The organism is Amycolatopsis sp. NBC_01480, assembly GCF_036227205.1.
In the GTDB taxonomy this organism is placed as follows: Bacteria; Actinomycetota; Actinomycetes; order Mycobacteriales; family Pseudonocardiaceae; genus Amycolatopsis.
The window spans coordinates 7,091,335-7,108,909 of the sequence record NZ_CP109442.1; the positions used below are offsets into that span (position 1 = coordinate 7,091,335).

A 17,575-nucleotide genomic window follows, 5' to 3' on the forward strand; every position below is an offset into this window, starting at 1 on the left:
CACTTCCCGGGACAGGTCAGGTCGGGGCGGCTAAGTTGCGTGGTGCAACCCACTCCAATCGGGAGGCCTCGTGAGCACGACCACGTTCGCCGCGGTGTCCGCCGTGAAGCAGCGGTCCGAGCACGTCTTCGACGTCGACCTCAGCTCGCAGTGGACGATCGGCGGCCGGCTCAACGGCGGTTACCTGCTGGCGGCGATCGGGCGGGCCGCGGGCGCCGTCGGCCCGCATCACGACGTCCTCGCCGCCAGCGCGCACTACCTGCGCTCGCCCGAGGCCGGCCCCGCCGAGGTGGAGATCGAGCCACTGCGCGCCGGCCGCAGCGCGAGCCAGGTGCGCGCCCGGCTGGTGAAGGACGGCGTGCCGTGCGTCGAGGCGCTGCTGACCCTCGGGACCTTGCCGGCGGAAAGCCAGGTGCGCTGGGCCGGCGGCGTGCCCGACCCGCAGCTGACCGACCCGGCCGGCGGCATCCGCGTGCCGGGCAGGACCCCGACCGGGATCACCGCCGCGATCTTCGACGAGATCGCGGCCCGGCTGGACCCGGAGAGCGGCCGGACGTTCCTCGAGGGCCCGCGCGGCCTCGGCGAACTGCGCGGCTGGCTCAGCCTGCCGGGCGACGAGCCGTTCGACCCGGTTTCGCTGCTGTTCGCCGTGGACTCCTTTCCGCCCGCGACCTTCGACATCGCCGTCAGCGGCTGGGTCCCGACCTTCGAGCTGACCGCCTACGTCCGCGCGCGCCCGGTGCCCGGCCCGGTCCGGGTGCTGCACCGCGCGCAGCTCATCGCCGACGGGCGCGTCGACGAGTCGTGTTTCGTCTGGGACCGGACGGGCCGGCTGGTCGTGCAGTCCACGCAGCTGGCCGGGATCCGGCTGGACTGAGCCGGAAAGGCAGCCCGGGAAAGCAGCCCGGAAAGCCTGGTCAGCCGGTCGGATCCGGCTTCCCGGCGCCGAGCAGCAGACCGGTGACCCGGCCGTCGGTCAGCACCCACGCGGCGTCGTGCGCGCCGATCCTGGCCGTGGCCGCCCGCCGGCTCTCGCCGAGGCCGACCGCCGGCAGCGGCTCCGTGACCTGGCCGGTGATCGGGTCCTCGCGCCGGACCAGGCCGGCCGCTTCGGCCGCGCGCAGGCGGCGGACGTCGAGGGTGCCGGTCACCTCCGCGGCCGCCGGTGCGCCCGTGACGCCCGGCCGCGGCACCGTCACCGCCCACAGCTCGCCCGGGCCAGGATGGTCGAGGGCTTCGCCGACCGAGGCCGTCGAGGGCAGCCACGAACACGGGCCAGCGGCTTCGGCGACGGTCGGCTCGTCGTGCACGTCCTCGAGGAAACCGAAGCCGCGCAACCATTCGTCGTCGTAGTACTTGGACAGGTACGAGCGCCCGGAGTCGGGCACGACGACCACCACGAGGTCGTCCGGCGAGAGCGTGGCGGCCAGCCGCAGCGCCGCGGCGACGGCGGTGCCCGCGGACGCCCCGAGCAGCAGCCCCTCCTCGCGAGCCAGCCGCCGGGCGGTGAGGATCGACTCGCGGTCGCCGATCGGCTCGACCACGTCGAGCACGTCGCGGTGGTAGGACTCGGGCCAGAGGTCCTCGGCGGTGTCCGGGTGCAGGTAGTGCCCGATGCTCTCGACGAAGTACGGGCTGCCGTCGCCGCCGGAGTACACGGAGTGGTCCGGGTCGGCGCCGATCACCCGGACGCGCCCCGCACTGGCCTCTTTCAGGTAGGCACCGGCGCCGCTGATGGTGCCGCCGGTGCCGATGCCCGCGACGAAATGAGTGACGCGCCCGCGGGTCTGCCGCCAGATCTCCGGGCCGGTGCCCTCGTGGTGCGCCGCGGGGTTGGCCGGGTTGTCGTACTGGTTCGCCAGCCAGCCGCCGCTCTCTTCGGCGATCCGCCGCGCCAGCTGGGAGACGTGCGCGGGGTCCTCCCGCGGCACCGCGCCGGGCGTGACCACGACCTCGGCGCCGTACGCTTGGAGGATCAAGGTTTTCTCGCGGCTGCTCTTGTCCGGCACCACAACGGTCAGCCGGTAGCCGCGCTGCGCGGCGACGATCGCGAGGCCGATGCCGGTGTTGCCGGACGTCCCCTCGACGATGTGCCCGCCCGGCTTCAGCTCCCCGCTGCGCTCCGCGGCGAGCACCATCGACAGCGCGGCCCGGTCCTTCACGCTGCCGCCCGGGTTCAGGAACTCGGCTTTCACGTACACCGGCGCTCCGCCTTCGGGCGCGACGCGCGCCAGGCGGATCAACGGCGTGCCCCCGATCGCGTCGAGCACCGAATCGAAGGCGTCCACCTCGGTTTCAGTCACCGGGCCAGCCTAGCCGTGATCGCGGCTTGGTGTCTTTGTGCCATTGTGCCTGCGAACAAACCCCGCTTTCCCAGCGCCCGGAATCCGTTGACGCGCCGGGAGAACCGCGGAAACCATCGGGGTCTCACCCCCGATCGGAACGGAGTCCATTGTGGTCAGTACGGAGAAGGGTGCCGCGGAATGGCTGGCCGTGGCGAAGGACGTCGCGGACAAGCTGGCGGTCGACGCGGTCGAGCGCGACCGGGCGAACGAGACGCCGCAAGCGGAGGTCCGGCTGCTCAAGGAGGCCGGGCTGGTCACCCTGCTCGGGCCGCGGGAGCACGGTGGCGGCGGGCAGAGCTGGGACACCGCGTACCGCGTCATCCGGGAGGTCGCGCGCGGCGACGGCTCGATCGGGCAGCTGCTCGGCTACCACTACCTGTGGGCGTGGGCGGCGCGGCTGGTCGCGACCGAGGCGCAGATCGCGGCCGTGGAAGAGCTGTACACCAGCGAAAACTACCTCTTCGGCGGCGCGGTCAACCCGCGTGACGGGGATCTGACGATCACCGACGAAGGTGACGAGATCGTCTACAATGGACGAAAATCGTTCTCCACCGGCAGCAAGGTCTCGGACCTGACCGTGCTCGAAGGCGTGCTCACCGGCACCGAAGACCACATCTTCGCGATCGTGCCCTCGGCGCAGGAGGGCATCGTCTTCCACGACGACTGGGACAACATCGGCCAGCGGCTCACCGAATCCGGCAGCGTGTCGATCACCGGCGTGCGCGTGCCGTGGGCGAGCGCCGCCGGGTACGTGGACAAGGAATTCCGGCCGCTCACCTACAACACGCTGAACGTGCCGGCCATCCAGCTCGTCTTCGCGAACTTCTACCTCGGCATCGCCCAGGGCGCCCTGGAAACGGCGGCGGCCTACACCCGCGGCCACACCCGGGCCTGGCCGTACGGCGGCGACAAGAAGGAATCGGCCGCCGAGGAGTGGTACGTCCTCGACGCTTACGGTGACCTGCAAGCGAAACTCTGGGCCGCGGAAGCGTTGGTGGACAAGGCGGGCGCGGCGATCTCCCGCGTGCTGCACGCCCCGCGCGAGGAGGTGACCCCGCAGGCGCGCGGGGAAATCGCGGTGCTCATCGCCGCCGCCAAGCAGCGGGTGATCGACACCGGGCTGGAGATCGGCACCAAGGTCTTCGAGGTCACCGGCGCGCGGGCCAGCGCGTCGAAGATCGGGCTGGATCGCTTCTGGCGCAACCTGCGCACGCATTCCCTGCACGATCCGGTGGCCTACAAACGCCGCGAGGTCGGCGCGTACACGCTGCTCGGCGAGCTGCCGGAGCCGACCTGGTACACCTGATCCCCGCGCGGCGCCGGGCGACCTGCGGTTTTCCCCGGAAAACCGGGTTCGGGGCGCAGGCCGCGGCGGCGGCGCCTAGGGTGTCGGCCATGGCCGATCGTGCGCTGTGCCTGGAGCCGGTGGAGCTTTCCGGGCGGGAGCGGTCCGTGCTGCGGAGCGTCGCCGCCCGTGGCTCGGGATCGTCGCTGACCTGTGAGCTGGAGGCCGGGCACGGCCACGAGCACGCGGCGTCCGTCGAGGACGGGTGGTGGCTGCGCTGGTGGCCGGGCCGCCGGGTGCTGGAGAGCCGCGCGGCCTGCGCGATCGCGGCCGACGGGGGCGAACGCTGCCGGGTGCCCGCCGGGCATGAGGGCGGGCACTCGTTCGACTTCGCCGTCCGCCCGGACGGTGAAGCGGCGGACCAGGTCGTGGCCGACGCCGGGTGGCGCGGGGGCCGCCGGTAACGTTGCCTCACATGCGTGAAGGCTTCCAGGACGACCTCGGCCGGCTCCACGGCCGGCTGGCCGCGATGTCCGAGGGCGCGGCGGAGGCGATGCGCGGGGCGACCCGGGCGCTGCTGGCCGCCGACCTGCGGCTCGCCGAACAAGTGATCAGCGCGGACAGCGAGCTCGACGACCTGCGCTCTTCCTGCGAGGAGGAGGCGTACTCGCTGCTCGCCTTGCAGGCTCCGGTGGCGGGTGACCTGCGCCTGGTGCTCGCGGTGGTCTACTGCGCGGAGAAGATCGAGCGGATGGGCGACCTCGCCGCGCACGTCGCCAGCATGGCCCGCCGCACCCACCCGGACCACGTGGTGCCCGCCGAGCTCGAGCCGGTGTTCCGGGAGCTGGGCGAGGCCACGTCGCACATGGCCGACCGGATCGCCGAGCTGGTGCGGACCGGTGCCAAGGGCGGCCACGCCGAGCTGAGCCACGCGGACGAGACCGTCGACGCCCTGCACGCGCGGGTCCTGGCCACCATCACCGCCGAAGGCTGGGAGCACGACCAGCGCACGGCCGTCGGGCTGACGCTGGTGACCCGGTTCTACGAGCGGTTCGCCGACCAGACCGTCTCGGTCGCCAAGCGCCTGGACTTCGCCGCGACGGGCGACCTGCCCGACTGACGTCCGGCTTCCGGCTCAGCGTGGCCGCGGCGGCTGTTGCTGCGGTCGCTGGCGGGGGAGCGGCGGCTGGTCGGGGCGCGGACGGACCGGCCGGTCCACCGGCTGCTGCTGAGCGAGAGCCCGGCGAGGCGGCTGGGCCTGCGGTCGAGGCTGGCTCTGCGGCTGGCGCGGCGGTTGCGGCTGCGACCGGCGTTGCGGATCGGGCTGGCGCAGGTGCTGGTCCGGCTGCGACAGGCGGGGCTCCGGCAGCGGACGCGTCCGTCGGTCGGCAGTGGGATTCCGGCGCCCGGCAACGGGATTACCGCGTCCGTCGCCCGACGGCCGCCCGGCGGGCACGCGGTCGATCAGCTCGGTGCGGTCGTCGTCGGCTGAGTACGGCTCGGCGGGCTCCGGGGGAGTGCCCAGCAGCCGCCACGGCACGCGGCCGGCGAAGCGCTCGACCAGCCCCGTCGCGCGATCGAGCGCGAACCGGTGTGCCAGCCACGCGAAGGCCGCGCCGAAGAAGAGCCCGCCCAGCACGTCGTGCGGGAAGTGCGCCCCGACGAACACCCGCGAGAACGCCATCAGCGCGGCCAGCGAGAGCAGCCAGGGCATCGCCCGTCGCCACGCGTACACGGCGCCGAGGGCAGCGGACGCGGCGATCACGGAGTGGTTGCTCGGGAACGACCAGTCCCCGGGGGCCGGGCACTCGCCGATGTAGGAGTCCACGGGCAGCCCACGGCACGGCCGTTCCTCGTGGACCATGGTCTTGAGGACCTCGCTGAACAGGTACGCGGCCAGCGTCCCGGCCGGGACGAGCAGGGCCAGCGCCATCCGCTCGGCCGAGCCGCTCGCGCGCGCCCGCCACCACAGCAGCGCCACCAGCGGGACGACCAGCAGCAGCCCGTACTTCGTGTAGGCCAGCAGCAGCCCCTGGACGAAGCCGGGGCTGTGGACGCCGAGGCTGGTGATAGCGTCGTACAATCCGCTGCCGGAACTCGACGCGTGACTCCACGCAGTCGTCATTCAGCTCTCCTTCACCGTCTGTTCGCCGGGTGGCCATGCCGTGTTCAGCTGAAGAGCACGAGATTACGACCTCGTGATCAAGCTCGGCGCAGCGGGGTTCTGTCCACTGTGGACGGCGTGAAGTGACGGTGTGGTGGAGCGCTGGCGAGATCAGGCGCGGGAGAAATCAGGCGCTGGGGAGAACTGCGCCTCCGGGGAGCGCCCCGACGGCGCTCCCCGGAGGCGGGTCAGGAGCTGACCGCGGTCGGGGCGGTCCGGGTGGTGGTCAGCAGCCCGGACAGGACCCGGCCGAGGGCGAAGCGGCCGGGGCCGGTGAAGACCAGGACCAGCAGCGTCCAGCTGAACAGGGCGGCGGCCTCGCCGCCGTTCTGGATCGGGAACGGGCCGTTGGCCACGTGCACGGTGAAGTAGGCGAAGGCCATCGAGCCGGAGCCGATCAGGGCCGCGGCCCGTGTTCCGATGCCGAGGCAGACCAGGGTGCCGCCGACCAGCTGGATCAGCGCCGCCCACCAGCCGGGCCAGGTGCCCACCGTGGCGGCCCCGTGCGCGCCGAGCACGCCGAAGATGGTTTTCACGCCGTGGCAGGCGAAGAGGAAGCCGATGACGATGCGGAAGAGCCCGATCGCGTGCTCGCGGGTCGCGTCCAGCCGGTGCATTTTTCCTCCACAAAGGACAGTGAACGGGGTACCGGCCAGTGGGACGTGCCGCCGGTCGGGCGACGGTGGTCAAGTGGTCCAGACCAGTGGTCCGGTCAGCGCTGAACGGACGCGGTTGTGGTGGGAGCACTCAGATATACCGGTCGGGTACGGCGGCTCGATACCTGCGAAAGTCCCGTCTCGACTGGTGAATTGCCGATACTTCGACGAAACATAAGGCCCGGACCGGGTGTCGTGACCCTTATTCGGGCGCGGCAGGGGTGGGTCAGGCCGAGGTGGCCGGGGCGAGCAGCCGGTAGCCGGCGTTCGCGGAGAACTCGGCGGTGAGCGCGTACCGGTCGCCGCGGACCAGGGTGTGCCGCCATTCGACGGGACGCCCCTTGGTGTGGCTGAGCCGGTTGATGGAGAACGCGGCGACGTCGTGGGCGCAGTGCAGCTGGTTGCGCTCGGCGGCGGTGGGGATGACCGCGTGCACGTCCTCGCGGCCGTGGTCCATCCGGATGCCGGTGCGCCGCGAAAGCTCGGCGTACAGGCCGGTGTGGGTGAAGTCGGCTTCGAGCAGGGGGGCGGCGAGGTCGGCGGGCAGCCAGACGCGGTCCAGCGCCAGCGGCTCGTCGCCGGCCAGCCGCAGCCGCTCGAGGTAGACGAGCGGGGTGGAGGCCTCGAGCTCGAGGCGCTCGGCGACCAGGGCGTCGGCGCGGGTGTCGAAGGCGCGCACCACGCTGTGCTGGGTGAGCCCGGCGGCCTCGACGGACGCGAAGAGGCTGTACAGCGCGCCCATCGGCACGGTGATCTCCGGCGGCGGCGCGACCCGGGGCTGGCGGCCGCGCTCGGCGACGATCACCCCGTCGGCGCGCAGCTGGCGCAGGGCCTGGCGCACCGTGTGCCTGCTCACGCCGTACTCCTCGACCAGCGCCAGCTCGCCGGGGAAGCCGCCGGCGAACTCGCCGGCATCCAGCCTGGTCAGGAGCTCCTGCTGGAGCTGACGCCAGAGCGGGTCCGGGCCGACCCGGTCGAGCGTGCGTGCGGCCATGCCACCCTCCCGGCTCCGCTGCGTTGTCTCCCGGTGACTCTACCGCTGGTCGTATGTCCGGACATGCGCTAACGTAAATGTACGTACATTTACTGAGGCAGGGAGAGCGCGATGACGGCGACCCAGGAGACCCGACCGGCGCCGGCTCCGGAGCGGCCGCCGGTCCGGCGTGTCACCGGGCTCGTGGTCGCGCTGCTCGTCGCCGGGGTCGCGACGGCGCTGGGCACGCTGGTACCGATCGTCGGCGGGCCGGTGTTCGGGATCCTGCTCGGCGCGCTCGCCGCGGCCGTCGTGCCGGCCCTGCGCGCGCCGCGGTTCGAGCCCGGCTACGCGGTGGCGGCCAAGCCGGTGCTGCAACTGTCCATTGTGGTCTTGGGCACCGGGCTTTCGCTGCAGCAGGTAGTTCGCGTCGGTGGCCAGTCGCTGCCGGTCATGCTGGGCACGCTCGCCGTCGCGCTCGGCGGGGCCTGGCTGCTCGGCCGGTGGCTCGGCGTGCGCGGCGACACGCAGATCCTGATCGGCGTCGGCACGGGCATCTGCGGCGCGTCGGCGATCGCCGCCACCACGGCCGTGATCAAGGCCAAGCAGGCGCAGGTCGCTTACGCCATCGGGACGATCTTCACCTTCAACATCGCGGCGGTGCTGCTGTTCCCGCCGATCGGGCACCTGCTCGGGATGAGCCCGCACGCGTTCGGTCTCTGGGCGGGCACCGCGATCAACGACACCTCCTCGGTCGTGGCCGCGTCCTTCGCGTACGGCGGCGACGCGGGCTCGTACGGCCTCGTCGTGAAGCTCACCCGCACGCTGATGCTGATCCCGATCGTGATCTTCCTGGCGGTCCGCACGGCGCGCCGCGACGCCCGTCTCGCGGCGGCGGAACGCGGTGAGGCGAGCGCCGGTTTCAGCCTGCGCGCCATGCCGTGGCGCAAGATCGTGCCGCTGTTCCTGATCGGCTTCATCGCCGCCGCGACGCTTGACAGCCTCGGCGTGATCCCGCAGTCCTGGCATCCCGCGCTGTCGGCGCTGGGCACGTTCCTGATCACCACGGCGCTGGCCGGTATCGGGCTGTCGCTGCGGCTCGCGGACATGCGCCGCGCCGGGAGCCGGCCGTTGCTGCTCGGCGCGCTGCTCTGGGTCGCGGTGGCGCTGAGCAGCCTCGGGCTGCAGGCGCTCACCGGCACCATCTGAGTTGTTCACTCGGTCACCGAACTATCTTTCGCGGTTATCTAGGGTTTATGGTGAAGATGTAGTTCTGTTGAAGAACGAACTCGGAGGTGTCCGGCGTGCTGCTGGAGGAGCGGCCTCGGCCGCGGGTGGTGCGGGAGCACCGGAACGCGGGCTGGTTCGCGGTGGGCGCGGTGTGCTTCGGCGCGTTCATGGGGCAGCTCGACGCCAGCATCGTCACGCTGACCTTTCCGGCGCTGCAGTCCGAGTTCTCCGCGCCGCTGGCCGCGGTGCAGTGGGTGTCGCTGTCGTACCTGCTGAGCCTGGTCGGGCTGCTCGCGGCGGTCGGGCGGATCGCGGACGCGGCCGGGCGCAAGCTCACCTACGTCTACGGCTTCGGGGTGTTCACCGCGGCGTCGATCGCCTGCGGGCTGGCGCCCGGGCTGGGCTGGCTGATCGCGTTCCGGGTGCTGCAGGCGGTCGGCGCGGCGATGCTGCAGGCCAACAGCGTCGCGCTCGTCGTCACCAGCGTCCCGGCGGCGCGGCGCCGCGCGGCCCTCGGCGTGCAGGCGGCCGCGCAAGCGCTCGGCCTCGCGCTGGGGCCGGCGGTCGGCGGGCTGCTGGTGAACACGGCCGGGTGGCGCTGGGTCTTCCTGGTCAACGTGCCGGTCGGGGTGCTCGGCCTGGTCGCCGGGCGGCTGCTGCTGCCGCGCACCCGTGAGCGCACGCCGCTGGGCCGGTTCGACGGCGCCGGGGTCGCGCTGCTGGCGACGTCGACGACCGCGGTTCTCCTGGCGCTGTCCGGGCTTTCCGGCCTGCCGCTGCCGGTGCCGCTGCTGGTGGCCGTCGCGGTGCTCGCCGCGGCCGGGTTCGTCTGGCGGGAGGCGCGCGCGAGCAGCCCGGTGGTGCGGCTTTCGGTGCTGCGGCCGCGGGCGGTGTCGCTCGGGCTGGTGGGCGCGATGTGCGGGTACCTCGTGCTGTTCGGGCCGCTGACGTTGCTGCCGCAGATCGGCGGCGCGCGCGGCTCGACCGGACTGGTGCTGACCGCGCTGCCGGCCGGGTTCGCCGTCGCCGCGCTGGCCGCCGACCGCGTGCTGCCGGCGGCGTTCACCACCCGTGCCCGCTCGGTGGTCGGCGCGGCGGTCGCCGTCGCGGGCTGTCTCGCGCTGCTGGGCGCGAGCGGGCCGTGGACCGGGGTGTCGCTGTTCGTCGCGGGGCTGGGTCTGGGACTGTTCATCCCGGCCAACAACGCGTCCATCATGGGCGCGGTCCCGGACAGGATGTCGGCGACCGGAGGAGGACTGGTGAACATGGCCCGTGGGCTGGGCACCGCGCTGGGTGTCGCACTGGTGACGTTGTGTCTCCACTGGAGCCCTTTGACGAATGGAGGTTCGGCCCTGGCCCTGGGCGTGCTCGCCGCGGCGGGGGTGCTCGCCGGCGTCACGGGCGCGCTGGTCCGGGGGACCGCGCGGTGACCGACGAGACGGCGCTGGCCGAGGTCGTCGCCCGGCTCCGGCGGGCCATGCGGCGCGCGGCGCGCGGTGCGGACCCGGACAACCCGCTTTCGGTCGCGCAGCTGGAACTGTTGTCCTGCATCGGGGAGAACCCGGGCGCGCGGCCGAGCCGGCTCGCGCAGCTGCTGAAGCTGGCGCCCAACTCCGTCACCACCATGGCCAACGGCCTGCGCGCCCGTGAACTGGTCACGCGAACCGGCGGGGGCGAGGACCGGCGGACCGTCGCGCTCTCGCTGACCCCCGCGGGCGAGGACGCCGTGCGGCAGTGGCAGGCCCACAACGCGGAAATCCTCCACGCGGCGACGGAACGGCTGCACCCGGCCTGGCAGCACCTGCTCACCGCATCGTTGCCCGCACTGCGCGAACTGGTCGCGGCGATCGACGAGCTGGTGGAGGAGTAGCGAAAGGGGAGCGTTCACCTCTTTCCCTTTCCAAGGTATAGCGCACCGGGGGGCTTGCCGCAAGACCCGGGTGGTACCGCAGAATCGTCGTCCTCAGCCGGAATTCGGTGAAAAGGGGAACAACGAGTGCGAGTGCTGTTGTCGACGTACGGGTCGCGCGGAGACGTCGAACCGCTGCTGGCGCTGACCGCCCAGCTGCGGGCGCGGGGCGCGGACGTGCGGGTGTGCGCGCCGCCGGACTTCTCTGCGCTCTTGGCTGACGCCGGGGTGATTTTGGTGCCGGTGGGCCCTTCGGCGCGTTCGCTGATGAAGCAGGTGGCGGCGCCGTCGTCCCTGCCCGAGCGCGCGGCCCAGGTGATCGCCGCGCAGTTCGAGGCGATCACCCCCGCGGCCGCGGACTGTGACGTCCTGGTGGCGACGGGCATGCTGCCGGCCGCGGCGGGTGCGCTGTCGGTGGCCGAGAAGGTGGGCATTCCGTCGGTGTACGTGAGTTTCCAGAAGCTGGTGCTGCCCTCCCCGGACCACCCGCCGATGGCGTACCCGGGGCGGCCGTTCCCGCCGGGCGTGCGGGACAACCGGGAGCTGTGGGAGCTGGATGCCTTGAGCGTCAACGCCTTGTTCGGGGAGGCGTTGAACGGATGCCGGGTGAGGAACGGGCTGGCGCCGGTGGGGCAGGTGCGGGATTACGTGATCGGTGCGCGGCCATGGCTGGCGGCGGATCCGGTGCTGGACCCGTGGTCGGCGGGCTCGGACGTGGCTGTCGTGCAGACCGGCGCCTGGTTCCAGCGCGACGACCGCCGGCTCCCGGCCGACCTGGAGGCTTTCCTGGCCGACGGCGCGCCGCCGGTGTACGTGGGCTTCGGCAGTATGCCCATGCAGGGCACGGAAAACCTGGCCAAGGTGGTCGTCGAGGCGGTCCGTGCCCAAGGCCGCCGCGCGATCGCCTCGCGAGGCTGGGCCGACCTGGCCCTGGACACGGACGACTGTTTTGTCCTCGGCGAGGCCAACCACCAGGCCCTGTTCCCGCGCGTGGCCGCCGTCGTCCACCACGGCGGCGCGGGCACCACCTCGACCGCCACCCGGTCCGGCACGCCCCAGGTCGTGGTCCCCCAACTGGCCGACCAGCCGTACTGGGCGCGCCGGGTCGCGGACCTGGGCATCGGCGTAGCCCACGACGGCCCGGCACTGACGTTTGAGTCCCTGTCCGCGGCGCTCCGGACGGCTCTGGCGCCGGAGATCCGGGTCCGGGCTGCTGCCGTGGCGGCTACCACCGGGACCGACGGGGCGGCGGTGGCTGCGGAGCTACTGGTCGCGATGGTCAACCGGGACGGTGCGCACGTGCCTGGGTGACCCTGGCGGGTGCGGGTCGGCCGAGGAGTTGCGCGTGCCCGGGCGGGCGTGGGGTCGGCCGGGGGAAGTGCTTGTGCCCCGGCGGATTCGGCAGGCGCTGGTTCGGCTGGGGGAGCGCGTGGACCCGGCGAGTACGGGTCTGCGGAGAGGGGCGCGCGTGCCTCGGCGTGCGCGCGGTCAGCTGGGAGGAAGTGGCTGCGCCCAGGCGAACCTGGCGAGTGTGAGGCCGGCCGGAAGGAACTGCCTGTGTCCGAGTGAACCAAACCAGCCGGATTCCGCAGGATCGCCGACTCGCATCAGCACCAAAGCCCCACCCATTCCGCACCGACGCAACCGGGCCCGGAAACAAGCACCCGCCACCAGGGCTTGACAAAGGGTGGACAATAAAAAATCGGCGTGTCTTCCACAGTTTCCTCAAAGACCCGTGGAATACCCGCCGTCGATAACATCAGAATAGCCGCTGTGAGGGGTTTGTGTCAACTCAGGGGTACGAAGAGGAATTGCAGTCCGAGCGAGGCTACGTGGCCGGACTCTACGCGAGGCTCGACGCGGAGCGGGCGCGGGTGGAGGGGGAATACACGACGGCGCTGGGGGGTAACGGCGGGACGCCGATGGAGCGGGACGTCGAGGTGCGGGCGCGGGCTCGGGAGATGCGGCGGCTGGACGTGGCCGACGACGGGTTGTGCTTCGGGCGGTTGGACGCGCTTTCCGGGGAACGAGCCTACATCGGCCGGATCGGGTTGTTCGACGAAGACGAGGCGTACGAGCCGGTGCTGCTCGACTGGCGGGCGCCGGCGTCGCGGGCGTTTTACGTGGCCACGGGGGCCAGTCCGGAGAATGTGCGGCGGCGGCGGCAGTTCCACACGCGCGGGCGGCGGGTGGTCGATTTCACCGACGAGGTGCTCGGCCGTCCCGGGGCGGGGGAGCACGGGGACGCGGCGCTGCTCGCGGCGGTCAACGCGCCGCGCGGGGAGGGCATGCGCGACATCGTCGCGACGATCCAGGCGGAGCAGGACCGGATCATCCGGCTCGACCATCCCGGCGTGCTGGTCATCGAGGGCGGGCCGGGCACCGGGAAGACCGTGGTGGCGCTGCACCGCGTCGCGTACCTGCTGTACACGCAGCGGGAGCGGATGGAACGGCACGGCGTGCTCGTGGTCGGGCCGAATCCGGCGTTCCTGGACCACATCGGCCGCGTGCTGCCCTCTCTGGGCGAGTCCGACGTGGTGTTCATGACCGCCGGCGACCTCGTGCCGGGCCTGCGCGTGACCGCCGAGGACGGGCCGGAAGCCGCGCGGCACAAGGGTTCGCTCAAGATCCTGGACGTGCTGAAGGCGGCGGTCGCGGACCGCCAGAAGCTGCCGGCGGAGCCGATCCCGATCCGGCTCAAGGACGTCACGGTGCGGATCGACGCGGAGACCGCCGAGTGGGCCCGCGACGAGGCACGCGCGAGCGGGCAGCCGCACAACGAGGCGCGCGCGGTGTTCGCCGAGATCGTCACGTACGTGCTCACCGAGCGGGCGATCGGGCGGATCGGCAAGGGCTGGCTGACCCGCGACGACCGCGAAGAGTGGGAGAGCATGCGGGCCGACCTGATCAAGGAGCTGGCCGACGACGCCGAGTTCACCGCCGCGCTCGACCAGCTCTGGCCCCGGCTGACCCCGGAAGCCCTGCTGTCCCAGCTGTACGCGTCACCCGAGCGGCTGCGCGCGGCGGGCGCAGACCCAGCCCTGCACCGCGCCGACGGGGCGGCCTGGACGGTGTCGGACGCGCCGCTGCTCGACGAGCTGGTCGACCTGCTGGGCCACGACAAGTCGGCGGAACAGGCCGCCGAACGGGCCGCCGCGCGCGAGCGGAGGGCCGAGGCCGAGTACGCCGCCGGCGCGATGGAGATCCTCAAACTGGACCGCGAGGAGCTGGACGAGGACATCGGGCTGGTCGCCACCGACCTGCTCGACGCCGGGGACTTGGCGGAGCGCTTCGTCGAGGCCGACACCCGCACCCTGGTCGAACGGGCGAGCGCGGACCGGGACTGGACCTACCGGCACGTGGTGGTCGACGAGGCCCAGGAACTGTCCGAAATGGACTGGCGGGCGCTGATGCGGCGCTGCCCCAGCCGATCCTTCACGGTGGTGGGCGACCTGGCCCAGCGCCGGTCGGCGGCCGGGGCCACCTCCTGGGGCGCGATGCTCGAGCGGTACGTGCCGGATCGCTGGGTCTACCGGTCGCTGTCGGTGAACTACCGGACCCCGGCGGAGATCATGGCCGTCGCGGCCACGCTGCTGGCCGAGTTCGCGCCCGGGGCCGAGCCGCCGGAGTCGGTCCGCGCGTGCGGCGTCCAGCCGTGGTCCCGGCAGGTCACCGGGGACGAGCTGGCCGAGGCCATCGACGAGTTCGTCCGGGACGAGGCCGGCCGCGAGGGCACCAGTGTGGTGATCGGGCCGCCGGGGGTGCCGGGCACGATCCCGGCATCGGAGACCAAGGGGCTGGAGTTCGACGCCGTCCTGGTGGTGGACCCGGACCGGATCCTCGCCGACGGTCCGCGCGGCGCGGCCGAGCTGTACGTCGCGCTGACCCGCGCGACCCAGCGCCTCGGCGTCCTGCACCAGGGCCCGTTGCCGCCGGCTCTGAGCGGGCTCACGGAAATCGGCACCGTTCAAGATCGGGTGAGCACACAGTCGCCGCAGACGCCGCCGGTGCCAGAGGGAGCGACGCGGTAGATCAGACAGCAGCTGCGCCGGCGGAACCGGCCGTCGGCGCGGGTGCTGGTACCGCTCAGCGGCGCCTGGTCGAGCAACGCCGTGGCCAGGGTCTGCACCCGGTCCGTCCACTCAGGACGGTCAGCGGCCAGCATGGTGGCGGCGCCGTTCACGGCGGAGGCCACGTTGCCCCACAACACCTGGCCGGACAACGGGAACAGCCCGGTGATCCGCCGGATCGGGCCGTCGAGGACCGACTCGGCCAGCGCGTCGGCGAGCGCGCCGTCCGGGGGCGGCCCGGACGGCGGCCGCACCGACAGCGGGACCGCGCCGCCCGGCACCGGCTCCCACCAGGTCCCGGCGAGGTCGAGCACCGTCCCGTCGCGCACGGCGAACGCGAGCGTGGGGGACAGGAGCCGCGCCACCAGGCCGAGGTGGGTCACGGACGCCGCGACCCGCCACTCGACGGCGTCGTCCGGGCGGCCGCCGGCCAGGGCGGTCCGGACGCCGGCGATGCGGGCGCCGAGCATGCTCTCGTCGGTCAGCAGCTCGTCGAGCGGGCGCCACGGCGGTGTGGCCGTGGCGCCCGTGACGTGCGTGTGTACCGCGAAAAACGGGCCGAGCCCGGTGAAATCGTCCGTCACGCGGCCTGCGTGGCGGTGGCCCGGCGCTCGCGGCCGATCAGCCGTTCGGCGAGCGGGCCGAACGACAGCCCGAGCACGCCCCACAGGATCACCTGCGCGATGACCGAGTTGAAGCGGAAGTCGAAGAGCGTGTCGGCCGGGAAGCCCGGGTAGACGATCGCGCCGGCCGGATTCTTCAGTGGCAGCGGGGTTTCCGTGGGCTGGACGCCGTACTGGGCGACGTTCGCCGCGAGGTGCCCGAGCGGCGGCAGCACGGCCATCAGGATCCCGATCACGACCACGAACGCCGCGGCCGCGATCAGCGAGGCGTTCCAATTCCCCAGTCGTGGGGCCAGCCGCCGGCCGAGCCAGACCGCGGCGGCGAGGAACACCAGCGAGCCGACGACCATGACCAGGTACAGCGCGCCGCGGTCGCCGATGGTGTCCGGGTGCCCGATGGACGGCGGGTTGGCCGGGTACTTCAGGAACGGCACCAGGTACAGCCCGAGGAACCCGCCGCCGGCCACCAGCAGCGCCAGCGTGCGCGGCCGCACCTTGCCGACGCGGCCGAGGCAGACGGTGTAGACGACCGTGAACAGCAGGCCCATGGCCAGGCCGAACAGGATCATCCCGGCGCCGATGCCGACGTTGGCCTGCACGGCGCGGCTGAACAGCTCAGGGCCTTCCTCCGCGGCGGGCTGCCCGGCGGCCTGGTCCAGCGCGGCCTGCGCCGCGTCCCGGCCGCTCTCGTAGTCGATCGCCGCCTGGATCTGAGGTTCGGCGAAAACGCGGGCGAAGACGAACGCCAGCAGTCCCGCGAAGGCGCCGGTCAGCGCGCCGCGCAGGAGGAGTTTCTTCTCCATGTCGGTGGTCCCGTTTCTTGGTGTGGCTCAGACGGGCTCAGTGACAGGGGAAGCCGAGGAAGTGCCGGGAGTCGTGCACGAACTCGTGGATGTGCATGTCGCTGCCGAACACCGAGGTCGCGCCCTGGTCGATGCCGATGAAGTAATACAGGGCGAGGGCCAGGAAAGTTGCTCCGGCGAGCCAGAGCACCGCCTTGGTCACGGGCAGGACGACCGGGGTCGAGGATTCGGCCGGAATGGCGGTCATGGGGCCTCCTTCAGGGGATAACGCGTCCCACATCGGCTGGAGCTGCCCGGCGGTTCCTCGACCTGACTCGCCTGCGGCTGCACGGAGACAGCTGCGGGCACACAGTGGCGCGACCGTGCCGGAATCTCACCGGCTTCGGGAAACCGCCGCGCCGCACGACAGTACGTCGCGGTGTGTGAGGGCGTCAATTGTCGTTGTGACCACAGTCCGCCGGTTCAGTCAGTCGGACTAGCTATAGTCGGACGTCCTAGTGTTCGGCGAGAGGCTTGCACCCCATGAGCTACGAGACCATCACCGTCGGGCGGCCGGAGCCGCGGGTCGCGCTGATCACGCTGGACCGGCCGAAGGCGCTGAACGCGCTGAACCTGCGGGCCATGGGGGAGATCACCGCGGCGGCGGCCGAGCTGGACCGGGACCCGGACGTCGGCGCGATCGTGCTCACCGGCTCGGACCGGGCGTTCGCGGCCGGGGCCGACATCAAGGAGATGGCGCCGCTCTCGTTCGCCGAGGCCTACGCGGCCGACTGGTTCGCGGGCTGGGACGCGCTCGCCCGCGTGCGCAAGCCGCTGGTCGCGGCGGTCGCCGGGTACGCGCTCGGCGGCGGCTGCGAGCTGGCGATGATGTGCGACCTGCTGATCGCGGCCGACACCGCGAAGTTCGGGCAGCCCGAGATCACCCTCGGCGTCATCCCGGGCATGGGCGGCTCGCAGCGGCTGACCCGCGCGGTCGGCAAGGCGAAGGCGATGGACCTGTGCCTGACCGGCCGAATGATGGACGCCGAGGAGGCCGAGCGCGCCGGGCTGGTGTCGCGGATCGTGCCGGCCGCGGACCTGCTCACCGAGGCGGTGGCCGTCGCCGCGAAGATCGCGAGCATGTCCGCGCCCGCGACGATGATGGCCAAGGAAGTCGTCAACCGCGCCTTCGAAACCGGGCTGGCCGAGGGGCTGCTGTTCGAACGCCGGGTCTTCCACTCGACGTTCGCCACCCACGACCAGAAAGAGGGCATGGCCGCGTTCGCGGAGAAGCGGACGCCGGAGTTCCGGCACGCCTGAGCCCGCTCAGCCCGCCGACCGGCCCGCGATCCAGTACGACTGGGTGAAGCTGCAGGACCGGTCGAGGCCGAGGTGCTCGCGGAACACCGGGCGCAGCGCCTTGACCAGCGTGCGCTCGCCGGCCGCCCAGGCGCGCGAGTCCAGTGGCAGGGCCGGATGGTCCTTGTGGCCGTCTTCGAGGTAGACGCGGACGGCGACGGTGTCCGGCACGTGCGCCA

Annotated in this window: 18 protein-coding genes; 10 read left to right on the forward strand and 8 right to left on the reverse strand. The window is 72.5% G+C overall.

The features are described from left to right. The first annotated feature begins 70 nt into the window (after window positions 1–70). Window positions 71–877: a thioesterase family protein gene (locus OG371_RS33825; RefSeq protein ID WP_329059717.1), complete on the forward strand. Its 807-nt coding sequence runs from the start codon at window positions 71–73 to the stop codon at window positions 875–877. A gap of 40 nt (window positions 878–917) precedes the next feature. Here the strand turns inward: OG371_RS33825 and OG371_RS33830 are convergent, their stop codons facing one another. Continuing rightward, window positions 918–2,303, reverse strand: a complete 1,386-nt coding sequence (locus OG371_RS33830) for a PLP-dependent cysteine synthase family protein (protein ID WP_329059718.1) — start codon at window positions 2,301–2,303, stop codon at window positions 918–920. 151 nt (window positions 2,304–2,454) lie between these two features. Between OG371_RS33830 and OG371_RS33835 the strand changes: the two genes are divergently transcribed. The 3 genes from OG371_RS33835 (at window position 2,455) to OG371_RS33845 (ending at window position 4,750) form a co-directional block, all read left to right on the forward strand. After that, on the forward strand, window positions 2,455–3,651 hold the full coding sequence (locus tag OG371_RS33835; protein ID WP_329059719.1) for an acyl-CoA dehydrogenase family protein: 1,197 nt from the start codon (window positions 2,455–2,457) through the stop codon (window positions 3,649–3,651). Window positions 3,652–3,740: 89 nt separating this feature from the next. Next, window positions 3,741–4,094, forward strand: coding sequence for a hypothetical protein (locus OG371_RS33840; RefSeq protein ID WP_329059720.1), 354 nt, complete (start codon window positions 3,741–3,743; stop codon window positions 4,092–4,094). 11 nt (window positions 4,095–4,105) lie between these two features. Further along, window positions 4,106–4,750 carry a phosphate signaling complex PhoU family protein gene (locus OG371_RS33845; RefSeq protein WP_329059721.1) on the forward strand — a complete coding sequence of 215 codons (645 nt, stop codon included), beginning with the start codon at window positions 4,106–4,108 and terminating at the stop codon, window positions 4,748–4,750. Between the two features lie 15 nt (window positions 4,751–4,765). On the opposite strand, the gene OG371_RS33850 is transcribed toward OG371_RS33845, so the two are convergent. The 3 genes from OG371_RS33850 to OG371_RS33860 all read right to left on the reverse strand — a co-directional run bounded on the left by OG371_RS33850 (window position 4,766) and on the right by OG371_RS33860 (window position 7,444). Beyond that, window positions 4,766–5,755, reverse strand: a complete 990-nt coding sequence (locus tag OG371_RS33850) for a phosphatase PAP2 family protein (RefSeq protein ID WP_329059722.1) — start codon at window positions 5,753–5,755, stop codon at window positions 4,766–4,768. 227 nt (window positions 5,756–5,982) lie between these two features. Beyond that, a complete protein-coding gene (locus OG371_RS33855; RefSeq protein WP_329059723.1) occupies window positions 5,983–6,411 on the reverse strand; it encodes a DoxX family protein in 429 nt (142 codons plus the stop codon). A gap of 265 nt (window positions 6,412–6,676) precedes the next feature. Continuing rightward, window positions 6,677–7,444, reverse strand: a complete 768-nt coding sequence (locus OG371_RS33860) for a GntR family transcriptional regulator (protein WP_329059724.1) — start codon at window positions 7,442–7,444, stop codon at window positions 6,677–6,679. Window positions 7,445–7,555: 111 nt separating this feature from the next. Here OG371_RS33860 and OG371_RS33865 point away from each other — a divergent pair, with 111 nt between their 5' ends. The 5 genes from OG371_RS33865 (at window position 7,556) to helR (ending at window position 14,593) form a co-directional block, all read left to right on the forward strand. Then, complete coding sequence (locus tag OG371_RS33865) at window positions 7,556–8,632, forward strand: YeiH family protein (RefSeq protein ID WP_329059725.1); 1,077 nt, start codon at window positions 7,556–7,558, stop codon at window positions 8,630–8,632. A gap of 95 nt (window positions 8,633–8,727) precedes the next feature. Next, a complete protein-coding gene (locus tag OG371_RS33870; protein ID WP_329059726.1) occupies window positions 8,728–10,083 on the forward strand; it encodes an MFS transporter in 1,356 nt (451 codons plus the stop codon). Further along, the gene (locus OG371_RS33875; RefSeq protein WP_329059727.1) at window positions 10,080–10,523 is read left to right on the forward strand and encodes a MarR family winged helix-turn-helix transcriptional regulator; all 444 of its coding nucleotides are present in this window, start codon (window positions 10,080–10,082) and stop codon (window positions 10,521–10,523) included. The genes OG371_RS33870 and OG371_RS33875 overlap by 4 nt, the downstream gene beginning before the upstream one ends. A gap of 126 nt (window positions 10,524–10,649) precedes the next feature. Continuing rightward, window positions 10,650–11,873 carry a glycosyltransferase gene (locus OG371_RS33880; RefSeq protein ID WP_329059728.1) on the forward strand — a complete coding sequence of 408 codons (1,224 nt, stop codon included), beginning with the start codon at window positions 10,650–10,652 and terminating at the stop codon, window positions 11,871–11,873. A gap of 473 nt (window positions 11,874–12,346) precedes the next feature. Then, window positions 12,347–14,593 (forward strand): RNA polymerase recycling motor ATPase HelR, encoded by a 2,247-nt coding sequence (gene helR / locus OG371_RS33885; RefSeq protein WP_329059729.1) that lies wholly within the window; start codon window positions 12,347–12,349, stop codon window positions 14,591–14,593. Here the strand turns inward: helR and OG371_RS33890 are convergent. Genes OG371_RS33890 through OG371_RS33900 form a run of 3 tightly spaced genes read right to left on the reverse strand, consistent with a single transcriptional unit; the run spans window position 14,530 to window position 16,305 of the window. Next, complete coding sequence (locus OG371_RS33890) at window positions 14,530–15,216, reverse strand: (2Fe-2S)-binding protein (RefSeq protein WP_329059730.1); 687 nt, start codon at window positions 15,214–15,216, stop codon at window positions 14,530–14,532. The two genes, helR and OG371_RS33890, sit on opposite strands and share 64 nt — an antisense overlap. Continuing rightward, window positions 15,213–16,058, reverse strand: a complete 846-nt coding sequence (locus tag OG371_RS33895; RefSeq protein ID WP_329059731.1) for a CbtA family protein — start codon at window positions 16,056–16,058, stop codon at window positions 15,213–15,215. The genes OG371_RS33890 and OG371_RS33895 overlap by 4 nt, the downstream gene beginning before the upstream one ends. 37 nt (window positions 16,059–16,095) lie before the next feature. Continuing rightward, on the reverse strand, window positions 16,096–16,305 hold the full coding sequence (locus OG371_RS33900; protein ID WP_329059732.1) for a CbtB domain-containing protein: 210 nt from the start codon (window positions 16,303–16,305) through the stop codon (window positions 16,096–16,098). A 275-nt stretch (window positions 16,306–16,580) separates the two neighbouring features. On the opposite strand from OG371_RS33900, the gene OG371_RS33905 reads away from it, so the two are divergent. Next, window positions 16,581–17,357, forward strand: a complete 777-nt coding sequence (locus OG371_RS33905; RefSeq protein WP_329059733.1) for an enoyl-CoA hydratase — start codon at window positions 16,581–16,583, stop codon at window positions 17,355–17,357. 6 nt (window positions 17,358–17,363) lie between these two features. Here the strand turns inward: OG371_RS33905 and OG371_RS33910 are convergent, their stop codons facing one another. Then, entirely contained in the window at window positions 17,364–17,567 is a 204-nt protein-coding gene (locus OG371_RS33910) for an SIP domain-containing protein (protein ID WP_329059734.1), read from the reverse strand. Between the last annotated feature and the right edge of the window lie 8 nt (window positions 17,568–17,575).

Excerpts from the sequence above, each read along its gene's own strand:
- OG371_RS33840 (WP_329059720.1), top strand. The coding sequence starts at position 3,741 with ATGGCCGATCGTGCGCTGTGCCTGGAGCCGGTGGAGCTTTCCGGGCGG.
- OG371_RS33845 (WP_329059721.1), top strand. The coding sequence starts at position 4,106 with ATGCGTGAAGGCTTCCAGGACGACCTCGGCCGGCTCCACGGCCGGCTG.
- OG371_RS33850 (WP_329059722.1), bottom strand. The coding sequence starts at position 5,755 with ATGACGACTGCGTGGAGTCACGCGTCGAGTTCCGGCAGCGGATTGTAC.
- OG371_RS33855 (WP_329059723.1), bottom strand. The coding sequence starts at position 6,411 with ATGCACCGGCTGGACGCGACCCGCGAGCACGCGATCGGGCTCTTCCGC.
- OG371_RS33860 (WP_329059724.1), bottom strand. The coding sequence starts at position 7,444 with ATGGCCGCACGCACGCTCGACCGGGTCGGCCCGGACCCGCTCTGGCGT.
- OG371_RS33865 (WP_329059725.1), top strand. The coding sequence starts at position 7,556 with ATGACGGCGACCCAGGAGACCCGACCGGCGCCGGCTCCGGAGCGGCCG.
- OG371_RS33895 (WP_329059731.1), bottom strand. The coding sequence starts at position 16,058 with ATGGAGAAGAAACTCCTCCTGCGCGGCGCGCTGACCGGCGCCTTCGCG.
- OG371_RS33900 (WP_329059732.1), bottom strand. The coding sequence starts at position 16,305 with ATGACCGCCATTCCGGCCGAATCCTCGACCCCGGTCGTCCTGCCCGTG.
- OG371_RS33905 (WP_329059733.1), top strand. The coding sequence starts at position 16,581 with ATGAGCTACGAGACCATCACCGTCGGGCGGCCGGAGCCGCGGGTCGCG.